The 15,177-nt window shown below is 63.5% G+C and carries 15 protein-coding genes; 7 read left to right on the top strand and 8 right to left on the bottom strand.

What is annotated here, in order from left to right; genetic code table 11:
- Window position 1: 1 nt before the first annotated feature.
- On the bottom strand, window positions 2–1,660 hold the full coding sequence (locus AC3WLX_RS36045) for a TnsB C-terminal domain-containing protein (protein WP_492339334.1): 1,659 nt from the start codon (window positions 1,658–1,660) through the stop codon (window positions 2–4).
- 116 nt (window positions 1,661–1,776) lie between these two features.
- Here AC3WLX_RS36045 and AC3WLX_RS36040 point away from each other — a divergent pair, with 116 nt between their 5' ends.
- The 6 genes from AC3WLX_RS36040 to AC3WLX_RS36015 all read left to right on the top strand — a co-directional run bounded on the left by AC3WLX_RS36040 (window position 1,777) and on the right by AC3WLX_RS36015 (window position 6,095).
- Window positions 1,777–2,862, top strand: a complete 1,086-nt coding sequence (locus AC3WLX_RS36040; protein WP_492339345.1) for an RHE_PE00001 family protein — start codon at window positions 1,777–1,779, stop codon at window positions 2,860–2,862.
- A gap of 66 nt (window positions 2,863–2,928) precedes the next feature.
- On the top strand, window positions 2,929–3,273 hold the full coding sequence (locus AC3WLX_RS36035) for a hypothetical protein (protein WP_492339333.1): 345 nt from the start codon (window positions 2,929–2,931) through the stop codon (window positions 3,271–3,273).
- A complete protein-coding gene (locus tag AC3WLX_RS36030; protein WP_492339332.1) occupies window positions 3,270–3,641 on the top strand; it encodes a helix-turn-helix domain-containing protein in 372 nt (123 codons plus the stop codon). Before AC3WLX_RS36035 ends, AC3WLX_RS36030 begins: the two co-directional genes overlap by 4 nt.
- Window positions 3,642–3,644: 3 nt before the next feature.
- Complete coding sequence (locus AC3WLX_RS36025) at window positions 3,645–4,658, top strand: ImmA/IrrE family metallo-endopeptidase (RefSeq protein ID WP_492339331.1); 1,014 nt, start codon at window positions 3,645–3,647, stop codon at window positions 4,656–4,658.
- Window positions 4,655–5,341, top strand: a complete 687-nt coding sequence (locus tag AC3WLX_RS36020) for a C1 family peptidase (protein ID WP_492339330.1) — start codon at window positions 4,655–4,657, stop codon at window positions 5,339–5,341. Before AC3WLX_RS36025 ends, AC3WLX_RS36020 begins: the two co-directional genes overlap by 4 nt.
- Window positions 5,313–6,095 carry a hypothetical protein gene (locus AC3WLX_RS36015; protein ID WP_492339329.1) on the top strand — a complete coding sequence of 261 codons (783 nt, stop codon included), beginning with the start codon at window positions 5,313–5,315 and terminating at the stop codon, window positions 6,093–6,095. The genes AC3WLX_RS36020 and AC3WLX_RS36015 overlap by 29 nt, the downstream gene beginning before the upstream one ends.
- Here the strand turns inward: AC3WLX_RS36015 and AC3WLX_RS36010 are convergent.
- The 7 genes from AC3WLX_RS36010 to AC3WLX_RS35980 form a co-directional block, all read right to left on the bottom strand.
- Window positions 6,068–6,433 (bottom strand): uracil-DNA glycosylase family protein, encoded by a 366-nt coding sequence (locus AC3WLX_RS36010; RefSeq protein WP_492339328.1) that lies wholly within the window; start codon window positions 6,431–6,433, stop codon window positions 6,068–6,070. The genes AC3WLX_RS36015 and AC3WLX_RS36010 overlap by 28 nt on opposite strands.
- A gap of 338 nt (window positions 6,434–6,771) precedes the next feature.
- Window positions 6,772–7,947, bottom strand: coding sequence for a nucleoside triphosphate pyrophosphohydrolase family protein (locus AC3WLX_RS36005; protein ID WP_492339327.1), 1,176 nt, complete (start codon window positions 7,945–7,947; stop codon window positions 6,772–6,774).
- A 713-nt stretch (window positions 7,948–8,660) separates the two neighbouring features.
- Window positions 8,661–8,972 (bottom strand): DUF736 domain-containing protein, encoded by a 312-nt coding sequence (locus AC3WLX_RS36000; RefSeq protein WP_492339326.1) that lies wholly within the window; start codon window positions 8,970–8,972, stop codon window positions 8,661–8,663.
- A gap of 844 nt (window positions 8,973–9,816) precedes the next feature.
- On the bottom strand, window positions 9,817–11,142 hold the full coding sequence (locus AC3WLX_RS35995) for a dihydrolipoyl dehydrogenase family protein (RefSeq protein ID WP_492339325.1): 1,326 nt from the start codon (window positions 11,140–11,142) through the stop codon (window positions 9,817–9,819).
- A gap of 30 nt (window positions 11,143–11,172) precedes the next feature.
- The gene (gene merBA, locus AC3WLX_RS35990) at window positions 11,173–13,434 is read right to left on the bottom strand and encodes a bifunctional organomercurial lyase/mercury(II) reductase MerBA (RefSeq protein ID WP_492339324.1); all 2,262 of its coding nucleotides are present in this window, start codon (window positions 13,432–13,434) and stop codon (window positions 11,173–11,175) included.
- Between the two features lie 246 nt (window positions 13,435–13,680).
- Window positions 13,681–13,974 carry a heavy-metal-associated domain-containing protein gene (locus tag AC3WLX_RS35985; RefSeq protein WP_492339323.1) on the bottom strand — a complete coding sequence of 98 codons (294 nt, stop codon included), beginning with the start codon at window positions 13,972–13,974 and terminating at the stop codon, window positions 13,681–13,683.
- Window positions 13,975–13,995: 21 nt separating this feature from the next.
- Window positions 13,996–14,421 carry a mercuric transporter MerT family protein gene (locus AC3WLX_RS35980; RefSeq protein WP_492339322.1) on the bottom strand — a complete coding sequence of 142 codons (426 nt, stop codon included), beginning with the start codon at window positions 14,419–14,421 and terminating at the stop codon, window positions 13,996–13,998.
- A gap of 84 nt (window positions 14,422–14,505) precedes the next feature.
- On the opposite strand from AC3WLX_RS35980, the gene AC3WLX_RS35975 reads away from it, so the two are divergent.
- On the top strand, window positions 14,506–14,934 hold the full coding sequence (locus AC3WLX_RS35975) for a MerR family transcriptional regulator (RefSeq protein ID WP_492339321.1): 429 nt from the start codon (window positions 14,506–14,508) through the stop codon (window positions 14,932–14,934).
- Window positions 14,935–15,177 lie beyond the last annotated feature (243 nt).

The following is a 15,177-nucleotide window of genomic DNA, read 5'->3' as shown; positions in this document are numbered from 1 at the left end:
CTCACCAATCCTCGACCGGCAATCGGCGCTTTTCGCGGACTGGGCGCTCGGCCGGAGGGGTAGGCGCCGACGGGCCCATAGCCTCATAGGGTTTGCTGGCCTCCGCCGCGTGAGTCCGGCGCACGGCGTCGCGCAGATCGACCTTCGAAGGCTTCGATTCGCCGACGATCTCGGCGATCCGACGCTGTAACGTCACCTTCTCCGCGTCCGATCGCGCGTTCGCGGCGCGTCGACGACCGCGGTCGCCTTCGTGCTCCCACAGCGTCATCGGAACGAGCCACCCATCGCGCCGTCCGACGGACTGAAACTCCCTCGTTTCCGGATCCCGGATATAGATGTGGCTGATGTCGCGGGGGTCGTATCGCACTTCGAGCCGACCCAGACGGTCGCGCCGCGGGACGAGGCCACCCAGCCACGGCGAATAATAGTCCAACGCGAACATGCTCACGCCCTGCGGCGAAAGCCGCCGCTCCGCCCCGGGCAGAAACGCCAGCACGACCCGCGCCGGATCGTCCTCGAAACGCGGAAGATCCGGGCTGTATTGCGCCCATTCCGCCGCCGGCACCTTCAACGTCTTCGCATTCTGCTGCAGATTGTGATCGATCACGGCGAGCGCCACGCACCGCTCGAGGTCAGCGAAACTCAGGCGAGCACGCCGCTCCGCGGGATAGCCATCGCGGTCCGCCACAGATCGACCCGTCGAGCCCGGGTGCATCGCGAGTACGGCATTGAGCTTCCCGAGCAGCCGTTCGACCACTCCGCCCTCATGGACGCGGCCTCGATCGCGGTAGCGAATGCGGATGCCATAATCCTCGCAGCCGCGCTGGAAAGCGCGCCCTTTGAACTCTTTCGCGGAGTCGGTGACGAGCTGCCGCGGCCGTCCGAACATCGGCCAGCGGTGCTCGATGCCGCGCGCCGCCAACCAATCCTCCTTCGGGCACATCGCCTGCGCGAGGCATAGAGCGACGGACAGCGCCGACGGCTTTTCGAGGGTCAGACAGAAGCCGAGTATGCTGCGCGTCGCCACATCCGCGACGAGGGTCAGGTACGCCCTGCCGACGAAGGCGCCTTCGCCCTCCACGACCTCCACAAAATGGATGTCTGTGGGCGTGTGATCGATCTGACAAACTTCGAGCGGCTTCGAGGCGCGGATATATCCGGGTCTCGGTTTGAGCCGCAGCAGATGCTTCGGATTCGCCGACCGCTTCTTGGCGATTTCCTCAGGGCTGAAAAGCGACGGAATGCGGCGGTCGACAGCGCCGTACGAGGGCGCAGCCAGCCCGGCCTCCTCGCAACGGGCGCGGATTTCGGCCACCACAGGCGCAAGCGGCGGCGCCTCGAGCGTCAACCATTGCGCCTGCAAGGTCGCCGCGATGATTTCCTCGACTTCATGGTCAAGCCGCTTCTTCCTCGCGCCGTTCGTGCGTGGAAGCAGCGACGACACTCGCCGGTCGACCCGATAGCGCGCCAGCAGATTATAGACCTGCCGGGTCGAGAGGCGTAGCTCGGCGGCCGCCCGATCGACCGCCGCTCGATGCGGACCCGGCTCATCGAGAATCCTGTCGAGTTCGCGCGCGATGCGGCGCGCCGCCAGCCATGCCTCGTCCGACGGCAGCGAAGGCGGAGAGACGGTTGTTCGGGTTTGCGGTCGGTGCGGCAAATCGAGCAGTCGCTGAAATTGTTAGCGGAAAATTTGGCTAGCTTTAGCCCCTAAACCTAAACAACATATGACCTTTGCGCTGTTGAAATCGGGAAGCAAAAGCGACACCGCTCGCCATCGCCGAGGACGCGCTGGCCCGGCTCGACGAACGCCTGGCCAAGAGCCCGATCCGCGACGGCTGGGTTGCACGCACACATTATACTGACGCCTGCGCCAGTCTGTGGCTGGAAGGCGAGCTGGTCCATATCGACGATCTGGTTCTCCACGACGCCGGCATGGACATCCGTGCCCCGACCCACGAACTCACCCGCGCCCACGCCGTGCTACGGACCCGGCGCCGCATCGCCGACGCGAAGCCGGATTGGGCACCATCGCCGGCGGGGCTCGACAGCCTGCGCGGCCGCAGCGGGCCGGGCGAGTGGGAGGCGGGGAGGGGCAACCGGAAGGAAGCGGAGCGAGGCTTCGTCGGCGGCGATGATAGCGGAGATCAGGACGCCGCCGATCTCGACACGCCGCTTTGCGGCACCGAATCCGACCCGCACTTGGCCGCCGCCTTCGCCGCGGCCGACGCCGCGAATGCCAAGGCGGAGCGGACACTCGCCAGCGGCAGCCGCACCCAGTCCGAGCGGGACCCGCTGGTCTACGATCCCGACTGGGACGAGGACGCGCGTCTCGACGACTGGCGCGCCGTGGTCGAGCAGACCCGCACCTTGCCGCCGACGCTCGCGGCCGCGCTGGCGGCCGAGGCCTGGGACGCCATCGCCCCGCTGCAGCACACGCCCTGGCTCGGCCGGCTGCTGGCAGCCAGCGTGTTGCGCGCGCGGGCCAAGACCCGCTGGCATCTGCCCTGCCTGCATGACGGGCTGAGGGCGATCCCCCGCGAACGCCGGCGGCCGCGCGACGCGGCGGCGCGACTCGCCGTGCAGCTCGAGGCCATCACCGCTGCCGCGGCGGCCGGTCTCAAGGACCACGACCGCTGGCTGAACCAGCGAACCCTGCTCGCCCGAAAACTCGCCGGCCGCCGCGCCACGTCAAAACTGCCGGCGCTGCTCGACTATGTGCTGACCCGGCCGATCGCCTCGGCCGGCATGATCGCCAGGGAACTTGGCATCACGCCGCGCGCCGCGCAGGACCTAGTCACGGAGCTGGGATTACGAGAAGCAACCGGAAGGGGACGGTATCGGGCGTGGGGGATTCTCTAGCATTTGCCACTTGCGTGTCTGGAAATCCGACATTATATTCGACCCAAGTCCTCGAAAGACACAGCGATGGTTGCCACTACGCTCGCCCCGCCACCTATCAAAACTGCGCCGTTTCCCTTGGCGGCTGTAGAGGCCAAACTGCGCAATGAGTTGGTCGAAGCCGTAAAGATTGAGGCATCGATCAGGGGCATATCGCTACCGGCCATCCCGGCACAGATATCAAAGACGGCCATTCACGTGGACTCGTTGATTGTCGTCTCCATTCTCTGCGCCGTCGAGCCAATTGTCGGCTTTGAGCTGTCTGAAAGCGTCGTTCGCGCGGGCGGGTACACGTCGGTGGACAGCGCGCTCGGGCATCTCCTGCCACGTTTGGAGAAAGAGTGGACGAAGAAGAAAGGAGCGAAGCCATGACTGATCTCGCACTTCATCAAGATAGCGATGAGCAAGCGCGCCGTCATTTAGGCGATCGGCTACGCGAAGCTCGCAAATATCTCGGTCTCAAGCAGGAAGAAGTCGCCACCTATTTGAAGATCCCTCGGACCGCTCTGACTGATATCGAGAACGGCCAACGGCGTGTCGAAGCAATCGAACTTGCACGCCTCGCCAAGCTGTACCGCCAGCCGGTGGGATACTTTACCGGAGAGGATGCCGCCGCAAGTCTGCCGATCGACGTCGCCCACCTTGCGCGCAAGGCGGCCGACCTCTCGGAGCAGGATCGCACCGAGCTTGGACGCTTCGCCGAATACCTGCGCGCTCGGTCGCGCGCTGCCCAAGGCTGATCGATGGTGGCCGCGGATTATCAAGGTGCAGTTCGCGCTGGCACGATGGCCGCGGCGCGTTTGCATCAGCAACTTGAGCTGCGCCAACAGATTGAGACCGCCGGTGGCAACGTTGATGTTTTCGCAGCTATCCATGCACTGGACTTGCCGCTACTCGTGCGACCCCTCCAAGGGCTCCTCGGCGCTTATCTGAGCGATCCTGGGCCAGGTGTCCTCGTGACGACCCAGCGCCCGATGAGTATCCAGCGTTTCACCGCGGCTCACGAACTCGGCCATTTCCGTCTGCAGCACCAACCAAGTCTGGATGACGAAAGCATTCTGCGGCGGATGCCGCTGCAGGCGCAGCCGGGAGGCGATTTCCAGGAGGTCGAGGCCGACGCATTCGCGGTCGAGTTCATGATGCCGCGCTGGCTGGTCGCTTGGCACACTGCTCGCCAGAGTTGGACGGTCCCGGATTTTCGGCGGCCGAATGTGGTCTACCAGCTCTCGTTGCGAATCGGGGCTAGTTACGAGGCGACCTGCTGGACGCTCGCCCGCCACAGATTCATCCAACCGGCACAAGCTCGGGAGCTTCTTCAGACCCAGCCGCGCGAAATGAAAGCCGCTTTGCTCGAAGCCTATCGCCCGCAGGACTATCGCGGTGATGTGTGGTTGCTGACCGAGCGCGACGCTGGGGCGCGAATCGACGGAAGCCGTAACGACCTATTCGTTCTCAGGCTCGAGGAACATAGTGGCGGCGGTTATCTCTGGGACATCGACCAGCTCAAATCGAGCGGGTTCGCGATCGTCCGCGACGACCTGCAGGCACTCGACGCTGAGGGCGTCGGCGGCCCTGTCATTCGCCGTGTAACCGCGACACCGCCGGACATCTATCGCGGGCGCCTCGCGATCGACGAACGTCGCCCCTGGGACCCTGACCTGCCTCTCGCCACCCTTGCCGTAGAAGTCGATTTGACCGGCCCTGAGCAAGAGGGGCTTTCGCGCGCTGAGCGGCGGAGGCTGCTTGAGGCCGCATGAACGACATCTCGGTATCTGTCGATTTGCGGGCTTCTTTCGGGCCGGCCCGCAATCAGGGAGCGCGCCCAACCTGCCTTGCTTTCGCGGCCAGCGACGCCCATGCCGCAGTACGCGAGGGATGGGCGCCGTTGTCCTGCGAATACGCCTTCTATCAGGCGCAACGGCGCGCTGGCCGGCCACCGAACACCGGTGCTCTCCTGTCCTCGATGCTGGAAACGCTTCGCGAGGACGGACAACCCGAAGAGAGCGGCTGGCCCTACCTGGCAGCGACGCCCCCAGATGCGGCGTCGTGGATGCCTCCGCACGAGGTCGGCAAGCTCTTCGGCCGCAACGGCACGACCGCGGCGCACTCGATCGATCGAGTCATCCAGGAACTAGATCATGGGCGACCCATGATCATCCTCACGATGCTGTCGCGCGCCTTCTATCAGCGGAATCCGCAGGGTGTTGTCGATCCCGCAGCCGACGAGCAGCCGGAGCCTGATCGACGCCACGCGGTGGTGGCGGTCGGCCACGGAATTGTTGACGGGCAACGCGCCATTTTGGTGCGCAACAGTTGGGGGCCGAGCTGGGGTGACGCCGGCTACGGCTGGCTTACAGAGCGTTTCCTTGGCCCACGCATCTATGCGGCCGCAACCCTCTTGGAGGAGCTCGATGTATCTGCCCATTCCGCCGCAGCCTGATTGCGCCAGCGCATGGCGCGAAGCTGTGCGCGCCGTCGATGGTCGGCCAGGCCATTCGGCTTACAACGTGATCATTGACGTCGCAGATCCAGTCGCCAATGCGACGCTTGCCGATGCCCGCATTGCGGTCGTCGACGAGTTTCTTTCCGATTGCGCCAAGTCTGTCGAGACGGTGGCGAACACGATTTTCCCAGCCGGCCTCTATCGCCGCTACGGCGCCCCTGCTTTCTTCGACGTGTTCCGCGACAACGTTTTGAAGAAAGTGCGTCGCAGCGAACGTTGGTCAGGTTACTATTTCGAGCGCATGATTCAGTACCCGGCGCCGTCGGGCGAGCCGCCTAACCAGCTCTGGGACATCGTCGAACGACTGCGCAATGAGGACGTGCGGGCCTTGAACAAGTTCGAACTGTCGCTGTTCGATCCAGCTAGGGATGTTGATAATTCTCCCTATGGCGGACAATGTCTCAGCTTTATGAGCTTCAAGGTCATACCCGGCGCAGAAAGGACGCTGATATTGACCGCGATGTACCGCAATCACTTCTACATCGAAAAGATGCTGGGCAATCTAATTGGCCTCGGCCGCTTGATGGACTTCGTCGCACACGAGGCGGGTCTCAAAGTCGGCGCGCTCACCGTTATTTCCACTCATGCCGAAATCGATCAACCGAAGCGCAACGGGAAGACGGCCAGCCGCTCGGAGATCGGAGCGTTGATCACTAAATTCGATCAGGCGGCGGCCCCTCTTGCGGCGTGAGTGCCGGAAAAGGGAAGTTCGAGGGTCTGTTGGGCCTCGTCTTGGCCCGCAAGCCCGTAGATCTGATTGACGCCAGAGATGAACTCAGCCTGACCGCCATAACTCGGATGGCGGACGACTTCGACCGTAACATCAAGGCCGCCGAGAGCGATGCCGGCGTCGCGGCCGATCGCCACGATCCTGCGCGGTTTGATCATTGCGATGAGAGCGGTGAGCAATGGCCACGTGGCTTCCCGCTCAGCTCGGGTGTGGCAGCGATTTGAGAAGGGATCATCGGGCTCGTGCGGATGGAGTGGAAAGATATTCCACAAGACCGCGGGCTCGCCGATCCGGGACAAGACGCTCCAAACAATGGCGGCAGTTCGCTCAGCGACTACCGGGCCTCGTGTCGCGCGATCCAACGCTATGCCGCCCATCAGGGCTGCCGCTTGACCCAGATGAACCTCGTCCGTCAGCGGCACACCCGTTCTGCGGCCTCCACGATACCCGAGATCGCGTGCGATCCAAATCGTATCGACGTGCGCGGTTACGGCCGCATCGAGGCATCGCACAAGGTTACGCCGCCGAACGCGAGCCGCGTCCGCGCGATCATGAGTCGGACAGCAATCAGCGTAAGGGTTGAAGACCGAAGGGAGGCGGGTCTGCGCGAGGGCTTCAGCAAAGGATCTTGGCGTTTTCAAGGGAGTGTCTCGATTGTAAGGCGACGGTTGTTTGCATCGATGTGAAGGCGCCCGCGCCGATGTTCGCGCAGAACGCGGAAAGCGGCGTAGCCTTGCAGGATCGCCTCTTCCCAGAGCCACAATGGAATTTGCTCGGCTTCATAGCCGGCGACGAACTGGCGGACGTGCTTGAGCATGTCGAACGGCAGCTCGCCCACCTTCACGTTGGCGAAAAAATCCAACGCGACCGCTTGGCCGAAAATCCAGGTTGCGACGCCCTCTTCGATGAGAGTAGCCCGTGCACCATCCTGCGCCTCATCGATCTTGGGATCGCTTTTACGTTTGAGGCGGAAAAGAGCGCGGATGACAGGCGACCACGTCAGGACAGCCACATAAGCATAGTGGAAGACATCGTGAAAGCGATAGTCATCGGCCGCCATGGCGTTGTCGGTCAGCCGGTCGCCAATGTTCAGGCCGTTGCAGCGCTGGAACACATAGGTTTGGCCCCGGACCTTGCGCTCGAAGACGTCGACGTAGAGATCTCGCGGCAATTGTTCTTCGGCTTCAGCCGTCGCATCGAAAGGTGCTGGGTAGAGGCGCTCGCGAGGCCATCGATCGAAAATCTTGTTGAGATTCTTTACTGCGGCCGCCTCGAGCGTCACGCCCGCCTCGTTTGCGGCTTGAATCAAGGTTCGCATGATCGCGACAAGACGGCCCGCCAGCGCAGATTGGTTGGCGGCAAGACGGCCCGCTTCGTGATCAGTCATGAGCAGGCCGACTTCGCCGGCGAGCTGGAGCAGCGTCTTTTCGAAGGCCGGAGTGGGTTCCGGGCGGCGAGACATTATCGCAGGCTGAAGCGAGGCAAATGAAAGCGTGGCGTCAGGTGCACGCTGCCAATCCGAGTACCCTCGGTTCAGGTTCCCGGCGATTTCGCCGAGAGACAGCCCACCTCGTGCGGCGACCGCAGTGAGATACCAAAGCACATCTCCGAGCTCGTCAACCACGGCACCCGCATAACCGAGATATGAAGCCCGATCTCGCTGTTTCTTCTTAACCTCACTGAGGAGGCTGCCCGTCTCACCAAATAGGCCGAGCAATGGGAATGTGAGTGAACCGCTGTCGCTCCGCTGATCGGTGGTCAACGCCTGGGAGGCATAGTCTTGAACGCTGAGCGGGGAAAATTCGTCCGTCATGCTGGCCGCCTTTTTCGACGGTCGGAGATTGCTTCATCGGGCACGGTCAGGCCATAGGCTTTTAGCGCGCGAAGGACGACGACCCGAATGGGTTCGCGCGTCTCCGCTGCTCGAATGCCAAGTTGGTGCCTCGTGATCGCTGGCACCTGAATCTGCAGGTACTCATCAACCTCAAAGCGTGATCGGGTAGCGGCTTTCATGAAATCATTATATCATGAAACCATGAATTCCATGCAATTTTTATGAAGGAAAGCTCTGGAGAGGGAGGCGTGGTGGCTGGATTTCTCGATTGTGAGTGCGGAGGAGGTGCCGGAGAGGTGCGCTTGCGCTCATGCCTAAATGCGAAGAGTGCCAACGCATTGACATCGACCCGTTGGGGGCCGCAACAAACCAGTCGGGAGGAGAGGGCCCCGGCTGCACCCCGCGCCTTGGCCGCGACGGCCAAATCAACGGATTGGAGTAGGGCGTCTGCGATTGCAGTGACAGCGTGCCGCGCCCGAACGAGAGGAAACCGATCTCCCTCATGAAGATCCAGCCTAACGATGCTTTGGATGTGGGCAAGCGGTCGCTGCGGAGGAATCGAAAAGCAAGGGCCTCTAAACGCGCTTCTAGCCAGTCGGCACTCGTGCAGCGCCACAATCGCGCAACTCTTCAAGGCTAGAATTCCTCCACAAAGAGGCCCCGCCGTCGAGCGGCGGGGCCGGTTTGATTGGTCAGTCGCGGTTCGGGCGGGACCAGATGAGCTGGAGACCTTCCAGGCCTTCCACCTCAATCAGGGTGGCGTAGATCGGAGCTGGGAAGCTCGGATCGTCGAGCTTGACCGAGAGATAGTCGCGCTCGGTGTCCCTGGCCGTCTTCTGCCAAGCCGCTCCCAGCTCGACATTGCCGGCGAAGATGCGGAAGTGCGGTCCCTTGTCGGAGGGGTTCTCGACCCGAACCAGCTTGGCCTTGGCATTGAGCGCGAGGGTGCGAACGGTGCCGGTGAAGCCGTTGCCGGTCGAGGTGAAGGTGCCGATGGTTGCCATTGTGGTGTCCTCTTCAGTTTCCCGGGCCGCGACCATCGCGACCTCGATGGCTGTCGTTGACCGGAGGCGATCGGACCGCACCCGAAGGGCCGCCACGCAGTAGAGGGCGGCCAGGGCAAGGCTTTCTTGTCTCGCGAGGAATGGGCGCGCAGCGACCAGGGGAAGAAAGCCGAGAACGGCCGTTGCGGTCTTTTGATCGAGGCGGAGCGCAGCGACGACGGCCTTCGGTTAGACATGCCAAATCGAGGACGCATTGGGCGCGTCAGGCCGAACGATGGGGATATGACTGAGCGACAGGCACGCGATGCCGCAGACGACGGTTCAACGCGCGTTGGTGAAAGAGACTTGCGTGCGCCGCGTAGCTTTCGTCCGGTCCAGCGGACGCGACAGCAACCCCAAGCTGTCGCATCGTGATGACATCGGGCTTCTGCCGCTTCGGAACAACGACCGCCCAGAACAGACGCGCATCTCTGAAACCAGAAGAACCCGCCCGGCACATCTCGCCGACGCCGGCAGGTGATGGGAGAACCGCCATCTCCATGCGTCGGTATACGCATGACGATGCACACAACCAGCCGCGAGGGCCTTCGTCATGTGAAAAAGAGGAACGATGAAGCCCAAGCGCCCGAGGCATGGATGTTGCGCCTCATGCCGCTTGGTCGATCTGGCGGCGTTGCTGTTTTAGACTAGAGCGGGTGCGAGCGACACTCAGGAGCATCTGGGAGCTGCTCTTCGCATTGTCGGCTCGTGGTTTTTTAGGATTGCTCGAATGCGACTGGCGAAGGGATTTCTTTCCTGCAGATTGCTCGACGGCCGTACCGGTCGACCACCGCCTCACTTACGCTCAAAGCATCTCGCCGACATCTGACGCGCCGCTGGGGTATGCGAACATGGTGGATTTCAACTGGTGTGCCGTCAGCCCTTGCCTGATCGCCAGTGCAAAGATGTTGATCACCTCGTCAGCGTGCGGACCGACAAGATGGGCGCCGAGGATGCGGTCAGTGTCCGCGTCGACCAACGTTTTGAAGCCATATACCGTCTCGGCCTGTTGGCGAGCGGTGAACCAGTTGTCCGCGCGCTCCGTCTTGACGCGAACGTTCCGGCGGTCCTCGCGCGCCTTTGCCTCGCTCATTCCCACAGCTGCGATCGGCGGGATGGTGAAGGCGACGCTCGGAACGCCCGCGTAGTCGGGAGTGACCGTGTTGCCGTTGAGCAGGTTTACCGCGACTACCTTCGCGTCATGGCTTGATACTGGAGTGAGCGGTGGTCCTATGCCGGCGGCGTCGCCTGCTGCGTAGACGGCTGGATTGGAGACGCTCTGCAAAAATCCGTTAAGCATCAGCCGCCCGCTATTGTGCTTTACGTTCCCGGCATCGAGATCGAGCGTTGCGAGCGCCGGTGCCCGACCAGCGGCATGGACGACCACATCTGCCTCCGTGATGAATTCGCCCTCGGGACCGTTCGCCCGGACGCGATAGCCGTCCGACATCTTCTCGATGGCGGTCACTCCTGTCTGTGTGCGGACGTTGACCCCGCGCTCGCGGAACTTGTCCATAAGCCAGCCGACGAGATCGGGGTCGAATTGCTTCAGCATTCGCCCCCCGTGCTGGAGGATCGTTACCTGCGCTCCAGCGCGCGCCGCGATGTGCGAAAATTCGGCGGCGATATAACCGCCGCCGACCATGACAATGCGTTCAGACAGGCTCTCCAGTTCGAGGAAGTCTTCATTGGTGATGAGATGTTGCTCGCCCGGAATCCCGAGCGGCACGGCCTCGGCGCCGGCTGCGATCACGATGTGGTCCGCCTCGATGCTTTCTCCTCCGAATTCGAGCGCGTTCGGCCCGATGAAGCGAACGTGACCATGGAAGGCGTCAATCCCTTTGTCGGCAAAGGCCTTCTCTCGCTTCTGCGGCACAGGATCGGTGAAGCTGCGCTTGAAAGCCATCAGTCCCGTCCAATCGAGCCTCGCGTCTCCTTCGACTCCACGTCCGCTCATGCGCCAAGCGTGATCAGCCGCCTCGGCACCGCCAACCATCATTTTCTTCGGATCGCAACCGCGCAGGGCACAGGTACCCCCGAAGGGCCGGAAGTCCGCGACAGCGACGCGCCAACCCGCCGCACGAACCCGATGCGCTGTTACGATCGCCGCTACGTCATATGTGTTCGCCATTAGACATTGCCGCCTTCTATACCCGAGCCCTTAGCCAGCGCAGCACGACAGCCTCGCCACGTCCTTGTCGAAGGCGAGAGCCGCGAGCTTTAGTCCCTCAACGGTGGTGAGATACGGGAAGAGTGTATCCGCAAGGTCTTCGACGGTAAGGCCCTGCCGGATTGCAAGCGCCGCGGTCTGGATGCTGTCGGCTCCTTCCGGCGCGAGAATATGCGCGCCGAGCAGCCGACCGTTGCCGGCGTCTGCCACGAGCTTGATGAGTCCACGGGTATCGCGGGCGGCGAGCGCGCGCGGCACCTGGTCGAGACCGATCGTCGAGACGCGCACGGCATGCCCGACCGCGCGCGCCGCGGCCTCGGTCAGCCCAACGCTCGCCACCTGCGGGTCGGTGAACACAATCGCGGGCATGGCGCTGTTGTCATAGCGGAGGCTGTCACCGTTAAGAGCATTCTTGGCAGCGAGCTTGGCGCCATAGGCGGCCATATAGACGAACTGGTCGCGGCCGGTGACGTCGCCGGCGGCATAGATGCCGACCCCGGTGGTGCGCATGCGGTCGTCGACGACAATGCCGCCCTTCGGCGAGACGGCGATCCCGTGTTCGGTGAGCCCAAGGCCTTCGATGTTGGGCGCGCGCCCGGTGGTGATCAGCACCTGATCGGCGTCAATCGTGGTGTTCTGTCCGTCGCGCGAAATATCGAGCGCAATGCCGTTCTCGGTCTTGCGGATCGCACGGTAGGCGAGGCCGGAAATCACGGAGATCCCTTCGTCCTGGAAATATCCCGTCAGCGCTGCGCCGATCTCGGGCTCGGCCTCGGGGAGCAGACGAGATCGGTACACCAGCGTCACCTTGACGCCCGCGCGGGCGAACATCTGGGCGAGCTCCGCCCCGATATAGCCGCCGCCGATGACGAGCAACGATCGTGGTAGCCCCTCAAGATCGAGCGCGGTCGTGCTGGTGAGATACGGCACGGCCTCGATGCCGGGGATGGCGGGTGTCGCCGGCCGCGCGCCGGTCGCGATGATGATCTTGCCGGCGGGAATGCGCGCGCCGTCCACCTCGACACCACCTGCTATGAGGCGCGCCGCTCCTTCGCGATAAGCAATGCCATTATAGGCGGGCAGCAGATTCGTGTACTTGGCGTGGCGCAGTTCGGAAACGAGGGTATCCTTCTGACGAACGGCGCTGCGCCAGTCGGTCAGTTCGGCCTCCGCCGTGACGCCGGCAAAACGTGCTGCCACGCGCGCGTTGTGAAGCGTCTCGGCGGCGCGGATCAAGGTCTTTGACGGCACGCAGCCGATATTGACGCAGGTGCCGCCGATGGTGCCGCTGCCGATGAGGGCCACCTGTGCGCCCTGATCGGCAGCTGTGATGGAGGCCGAGAAGCCGGCCGAGCCGGCGCCGATGACGACGAGATCGTAGGCGCCACCATTGCGACCGTTCGTGCGAATGCGGTTCCCCACCACAGCGCGCTTCGATGTCGAGCTGACCGACGAGCGTGCCGCCTTATCGAGGCCGGCGAGACTCGGCCCGAACAGAGCGCGACCAGCCTCCAGCCCTTCCTCGACCGACAGCCGAAGTCCGGCCTCGCCCGCAACCAGTTCACGGCGCCAGGCGGAGAGATGCTCGTCCGAACAGAAGAAGGCGGTCGTCGCGCACAGCGAGTTCGCAGCGCACGCGCCTTCGTAGCGGACGCTTTGCCACATGACCGAGGTCTTCGGCTCAACGCGAGCCAGCATCCGACCTTGATCCCGTGTGGTGACCCGGATTGGCGCACCACAATGGCGGCAGCGCGATGCAATCGTGATATCGCGATCAGTCATGGCGCCAACGCCGAGTGCGTCGACCGCGCACATTGCGTTGAGAACACGCCCGTCCAGTGTGACCCGGTGGCCCGTGTCGCTGTCGGTGAAGGGATAGGCGCCGACGATCCGCTCGCCGTCGAGCACGACCAGGTCGCGACGGCGGAGCTCTTCGAGCAGAGTCCGGACGGACGTCTCGTTCAACCCCGCTCGCTGCGCAAGCGCGCCCGTGGTCGGGGCTCGTCCGTCTTCGGAGTAGAGTTCGAGCAGCGCAACGCGAACCCGATCCGTGGCGGGATCGTAACCACTCCAGCGATCGAACACATGATCGGACCCGACCATCGCCTGCAGGGCATCCTTGACCGCCGGTGATTTGACCACAGACCAATCCGGAAACGTCACGCCCGGCCGCACGGCGTAGCTGGGGAGCGTCGCGGATGCGGAAGCGGCAGGCTTGTCGCAAGACGGGGAGGATGCGCAGCAGTCGTTCATGGCCTGACGCCTTCGTTGTGAATTTTGGACTCGCCGCAGTCAGCTTTTGCACGGCGACGATGGATAGCCCACGCGACGAGACCGAGGCACGCGATCACCAGGGGAAGCACCACCGGACCCGCACCTGCCAGCCATGCGCCGAGGCCGGCCAGTGGCAGGCCTCCGGCGAGAAACGGTGTCGCGCAACAGATCGCAGCGAGGACGGCACCGGCCGTGCCTGCACGGATCAGGGCGCGGTCATTCACCTCAACTGCCCTGCTTCACCGGATGGGCCGGATAGCCCGCGTTCATACTGGCGGTCGCGATGGCGTCCGGGCTCGTCTTCGCGTCGTCGAAGATCACGGTTGCGGTCTTGGCACGGAACGAAACGGCGACCTTTGCGACGCCGAGGACCCCCTCCATCGAGCTCTTCACGATGTAGGGACACGAGGCGCAGGTCATGTTGTCGACAGCGAAGGTGATCGTGCGTTCGCCGGCGAATGCGGTCGACGCCGTCATCATCGAGGCGATCAGGGTGAGTGCGCTCAAATATTTGTTCATCGGACGTGTCTCCTTTTGGTGTCAGGCGCGAAGCAGCAGCGGGGCGATGTAGTCGAAGGCGAAGGCGGCGACCACAAGCATGGTCGCGATCCAGAGCGCGAGCTGGACGAGACGGTTGGAAATGGGGCGCGCGCAAGCGGCGCCCTCGGCGCACGCTCGCCGCGGCTTCCAGTAGACGAGATAGAAGCCGTAACCGAGAAGGCCTGCGGTTCCGGCGACGAAGATCGGTTTGTAGGGTGCAAGCGCCGTCAAGTTGCCAATCCAGGCACCACCGATGCCGACGCTGAACAGGATCAGCGGCACGATGCAGCAGGACGAGGCGGCGAGCGCGCCGCAAATACCGCCAACGGCGATCAGACGCTGCCGTCCGACCTCGCCGCGCTCGGAGGCGGAGGGATCCGCCGCACGAGGCGCCATGCTTGCCGTTCCGGATCGCGATGCGGCCATGTCCACTCTCTCTTCCTTGTCGAAATCCTAAGCGTGCCGTACCATGCGGTCTGTAGTCGCTACAGGGTCAAGAAGGATTTTGCGATGCGCGATCACGCCGTGGTGAAGGGACTGCAGCGGGCGGAACTCGCCCAGCGAACGGGCTGCAATCTGGAGACGGTGCGTTATTACGAGAAGGTCGGCCTTCTGCCCGAACCGCCGCGCACAACGAGCGGCTACCGCAGCTACGACACGTCGCATGAGCGGCGCCTTCGCTTCGTGCTGCGGGCGCGCGAGCTCGGCTTCTCCCTTGATGAAATCCGTGAGCTGCTGCGTCTCGTCGACGAGCGCGACCAGCCCTGTGCCGAGGCGCGCGCCGTCGCCGCCGCACACCTTGAGGACGTGCAGGCGAAGATCGGCGATCTGAAGCGCATGGAGCGGGTGCTCAAGCAGGTTGTCGCGCAATGTGCTGACGGCACGTTGCCGGAATGCCCGCTGATCGAGACGCTGTTCCGGGAGGGTGCGGTCAGCTGATCGCACCCGGTGGATCTCTTGAAACGGTTGGCTGAGGGGCGCCTATGCGGCGCCCCTGACGTCGTACCTATGAGCATTGGCTTGCCGGGCGTGCATCCAGTCGGTGATCTCTTGTGCCTTGCTCGCCGCGGTGAAGATGGCGCGCTTGTCGGAGCGCAGCACTTCGAGTAATCAGCAGCAGATCATAATGTGAAGGAGCACCACCTTTCCGGTGTTATGCGGGGATGGTGTGCGATCTCCTCC

It is taken from the genome of Bradyrhizobium sp. FW305-F6 (assembly GCF_058782905.1).
Note: the sequence above shows the minus strand (reverse complement) of the source record. Positions and strands in the feature narration are given on the sequence as shown.

Excerpts from the sequence above, each read along its gene's own strand:
- merBA (WP_492339324.1), bottom strand. The coding sequence starts at position 13,434 with ATGAACGACTGCTGCGCATCCTCCCCGTCTTGCGACAAGCCTGCCGCT.
- AC3WLX_RS35980 (WP_492339322.1), bottom strand. The coding sequence starts at position 14,421 with ATGGCCGCATCGCGATCCGGAACGGCAAGCATGGCGCCTCGTGCGGCG.
- AC3WLX_RS36035 (WP_492339333.1), top strand. The coding sequence starts at position 2,929 with ATGGTTGCCACTACGCTCGCCCCGCCACCTATCAAAACTGCGCCGTTT.
- AC3WLX_RS36015 (WP_492339329.1), top strand. The coding sequence starts at position 5,313 with ATGTATCTGCCCATTCCGCCGCAGCCTGATTGCGCCAGCGCATGGCGC.
- AC3WLX_RS36000 (WP_492339326.1), bottom strand. The coding sequence starts at position 8,972 with ATGGCAACCATCGGCACCTTCACCTCGACCGGCAACGGCTTCACCGGC.
- AC3WLX_RS35975 (WP_492339321.1), top strand. The coding sequence starts at position 14,506 with ATGCGCGATCACGCCGTGGTGAAGGGACTGCAGCGGGCGGAACTCGCC.
- AC3WLX_RS36030 (WP_492339332.1), top strand. The coding sequence starts at position 3,270 with ATGACTGATCTCGCACTTCATCAAGATAGCGATGAGCAAGCGCGCCGT.
- AC3WLX_RS35995 (WP_492339325.1), bottom strand. The coding sequence starts at position 11,142 with ATGGCGAACACATATGACGTAGCGGCGATCGTAACAGCGCATCGGGTT.
- AC3WLX_RS36005 (WP_492339327.1), bottom strand. The coding sequence starts at position 7,947 with ATGACGGACGAATTTTCCCCGCTCAGCGTTCAAGACTATGCCTCCCAG.
- AC3WLX_RS35985 (WP_492339323.1), bottom strand. The coding sequence starts at position 13,974 with ATGAACAAATATTTGAGCGCACTCACCCTGATCGCCTCGATGATGACG.
- AC3WLX_RS36020 (WP_492339330.1), top strand. The coding sequence starts at position 4,655 with ATGAACGACATCTCGGTATCTGTCGATTTGCGGGCTTCTTTCGGGCCG.
- AC3WLX_RS36025 (WP_492339331.1), top strand. The coding sequence starts at position 3,645 with ATGGTGGCCGCGGATTATCAAGGTGCAGTTCGCGCTGGCACGATGGCC.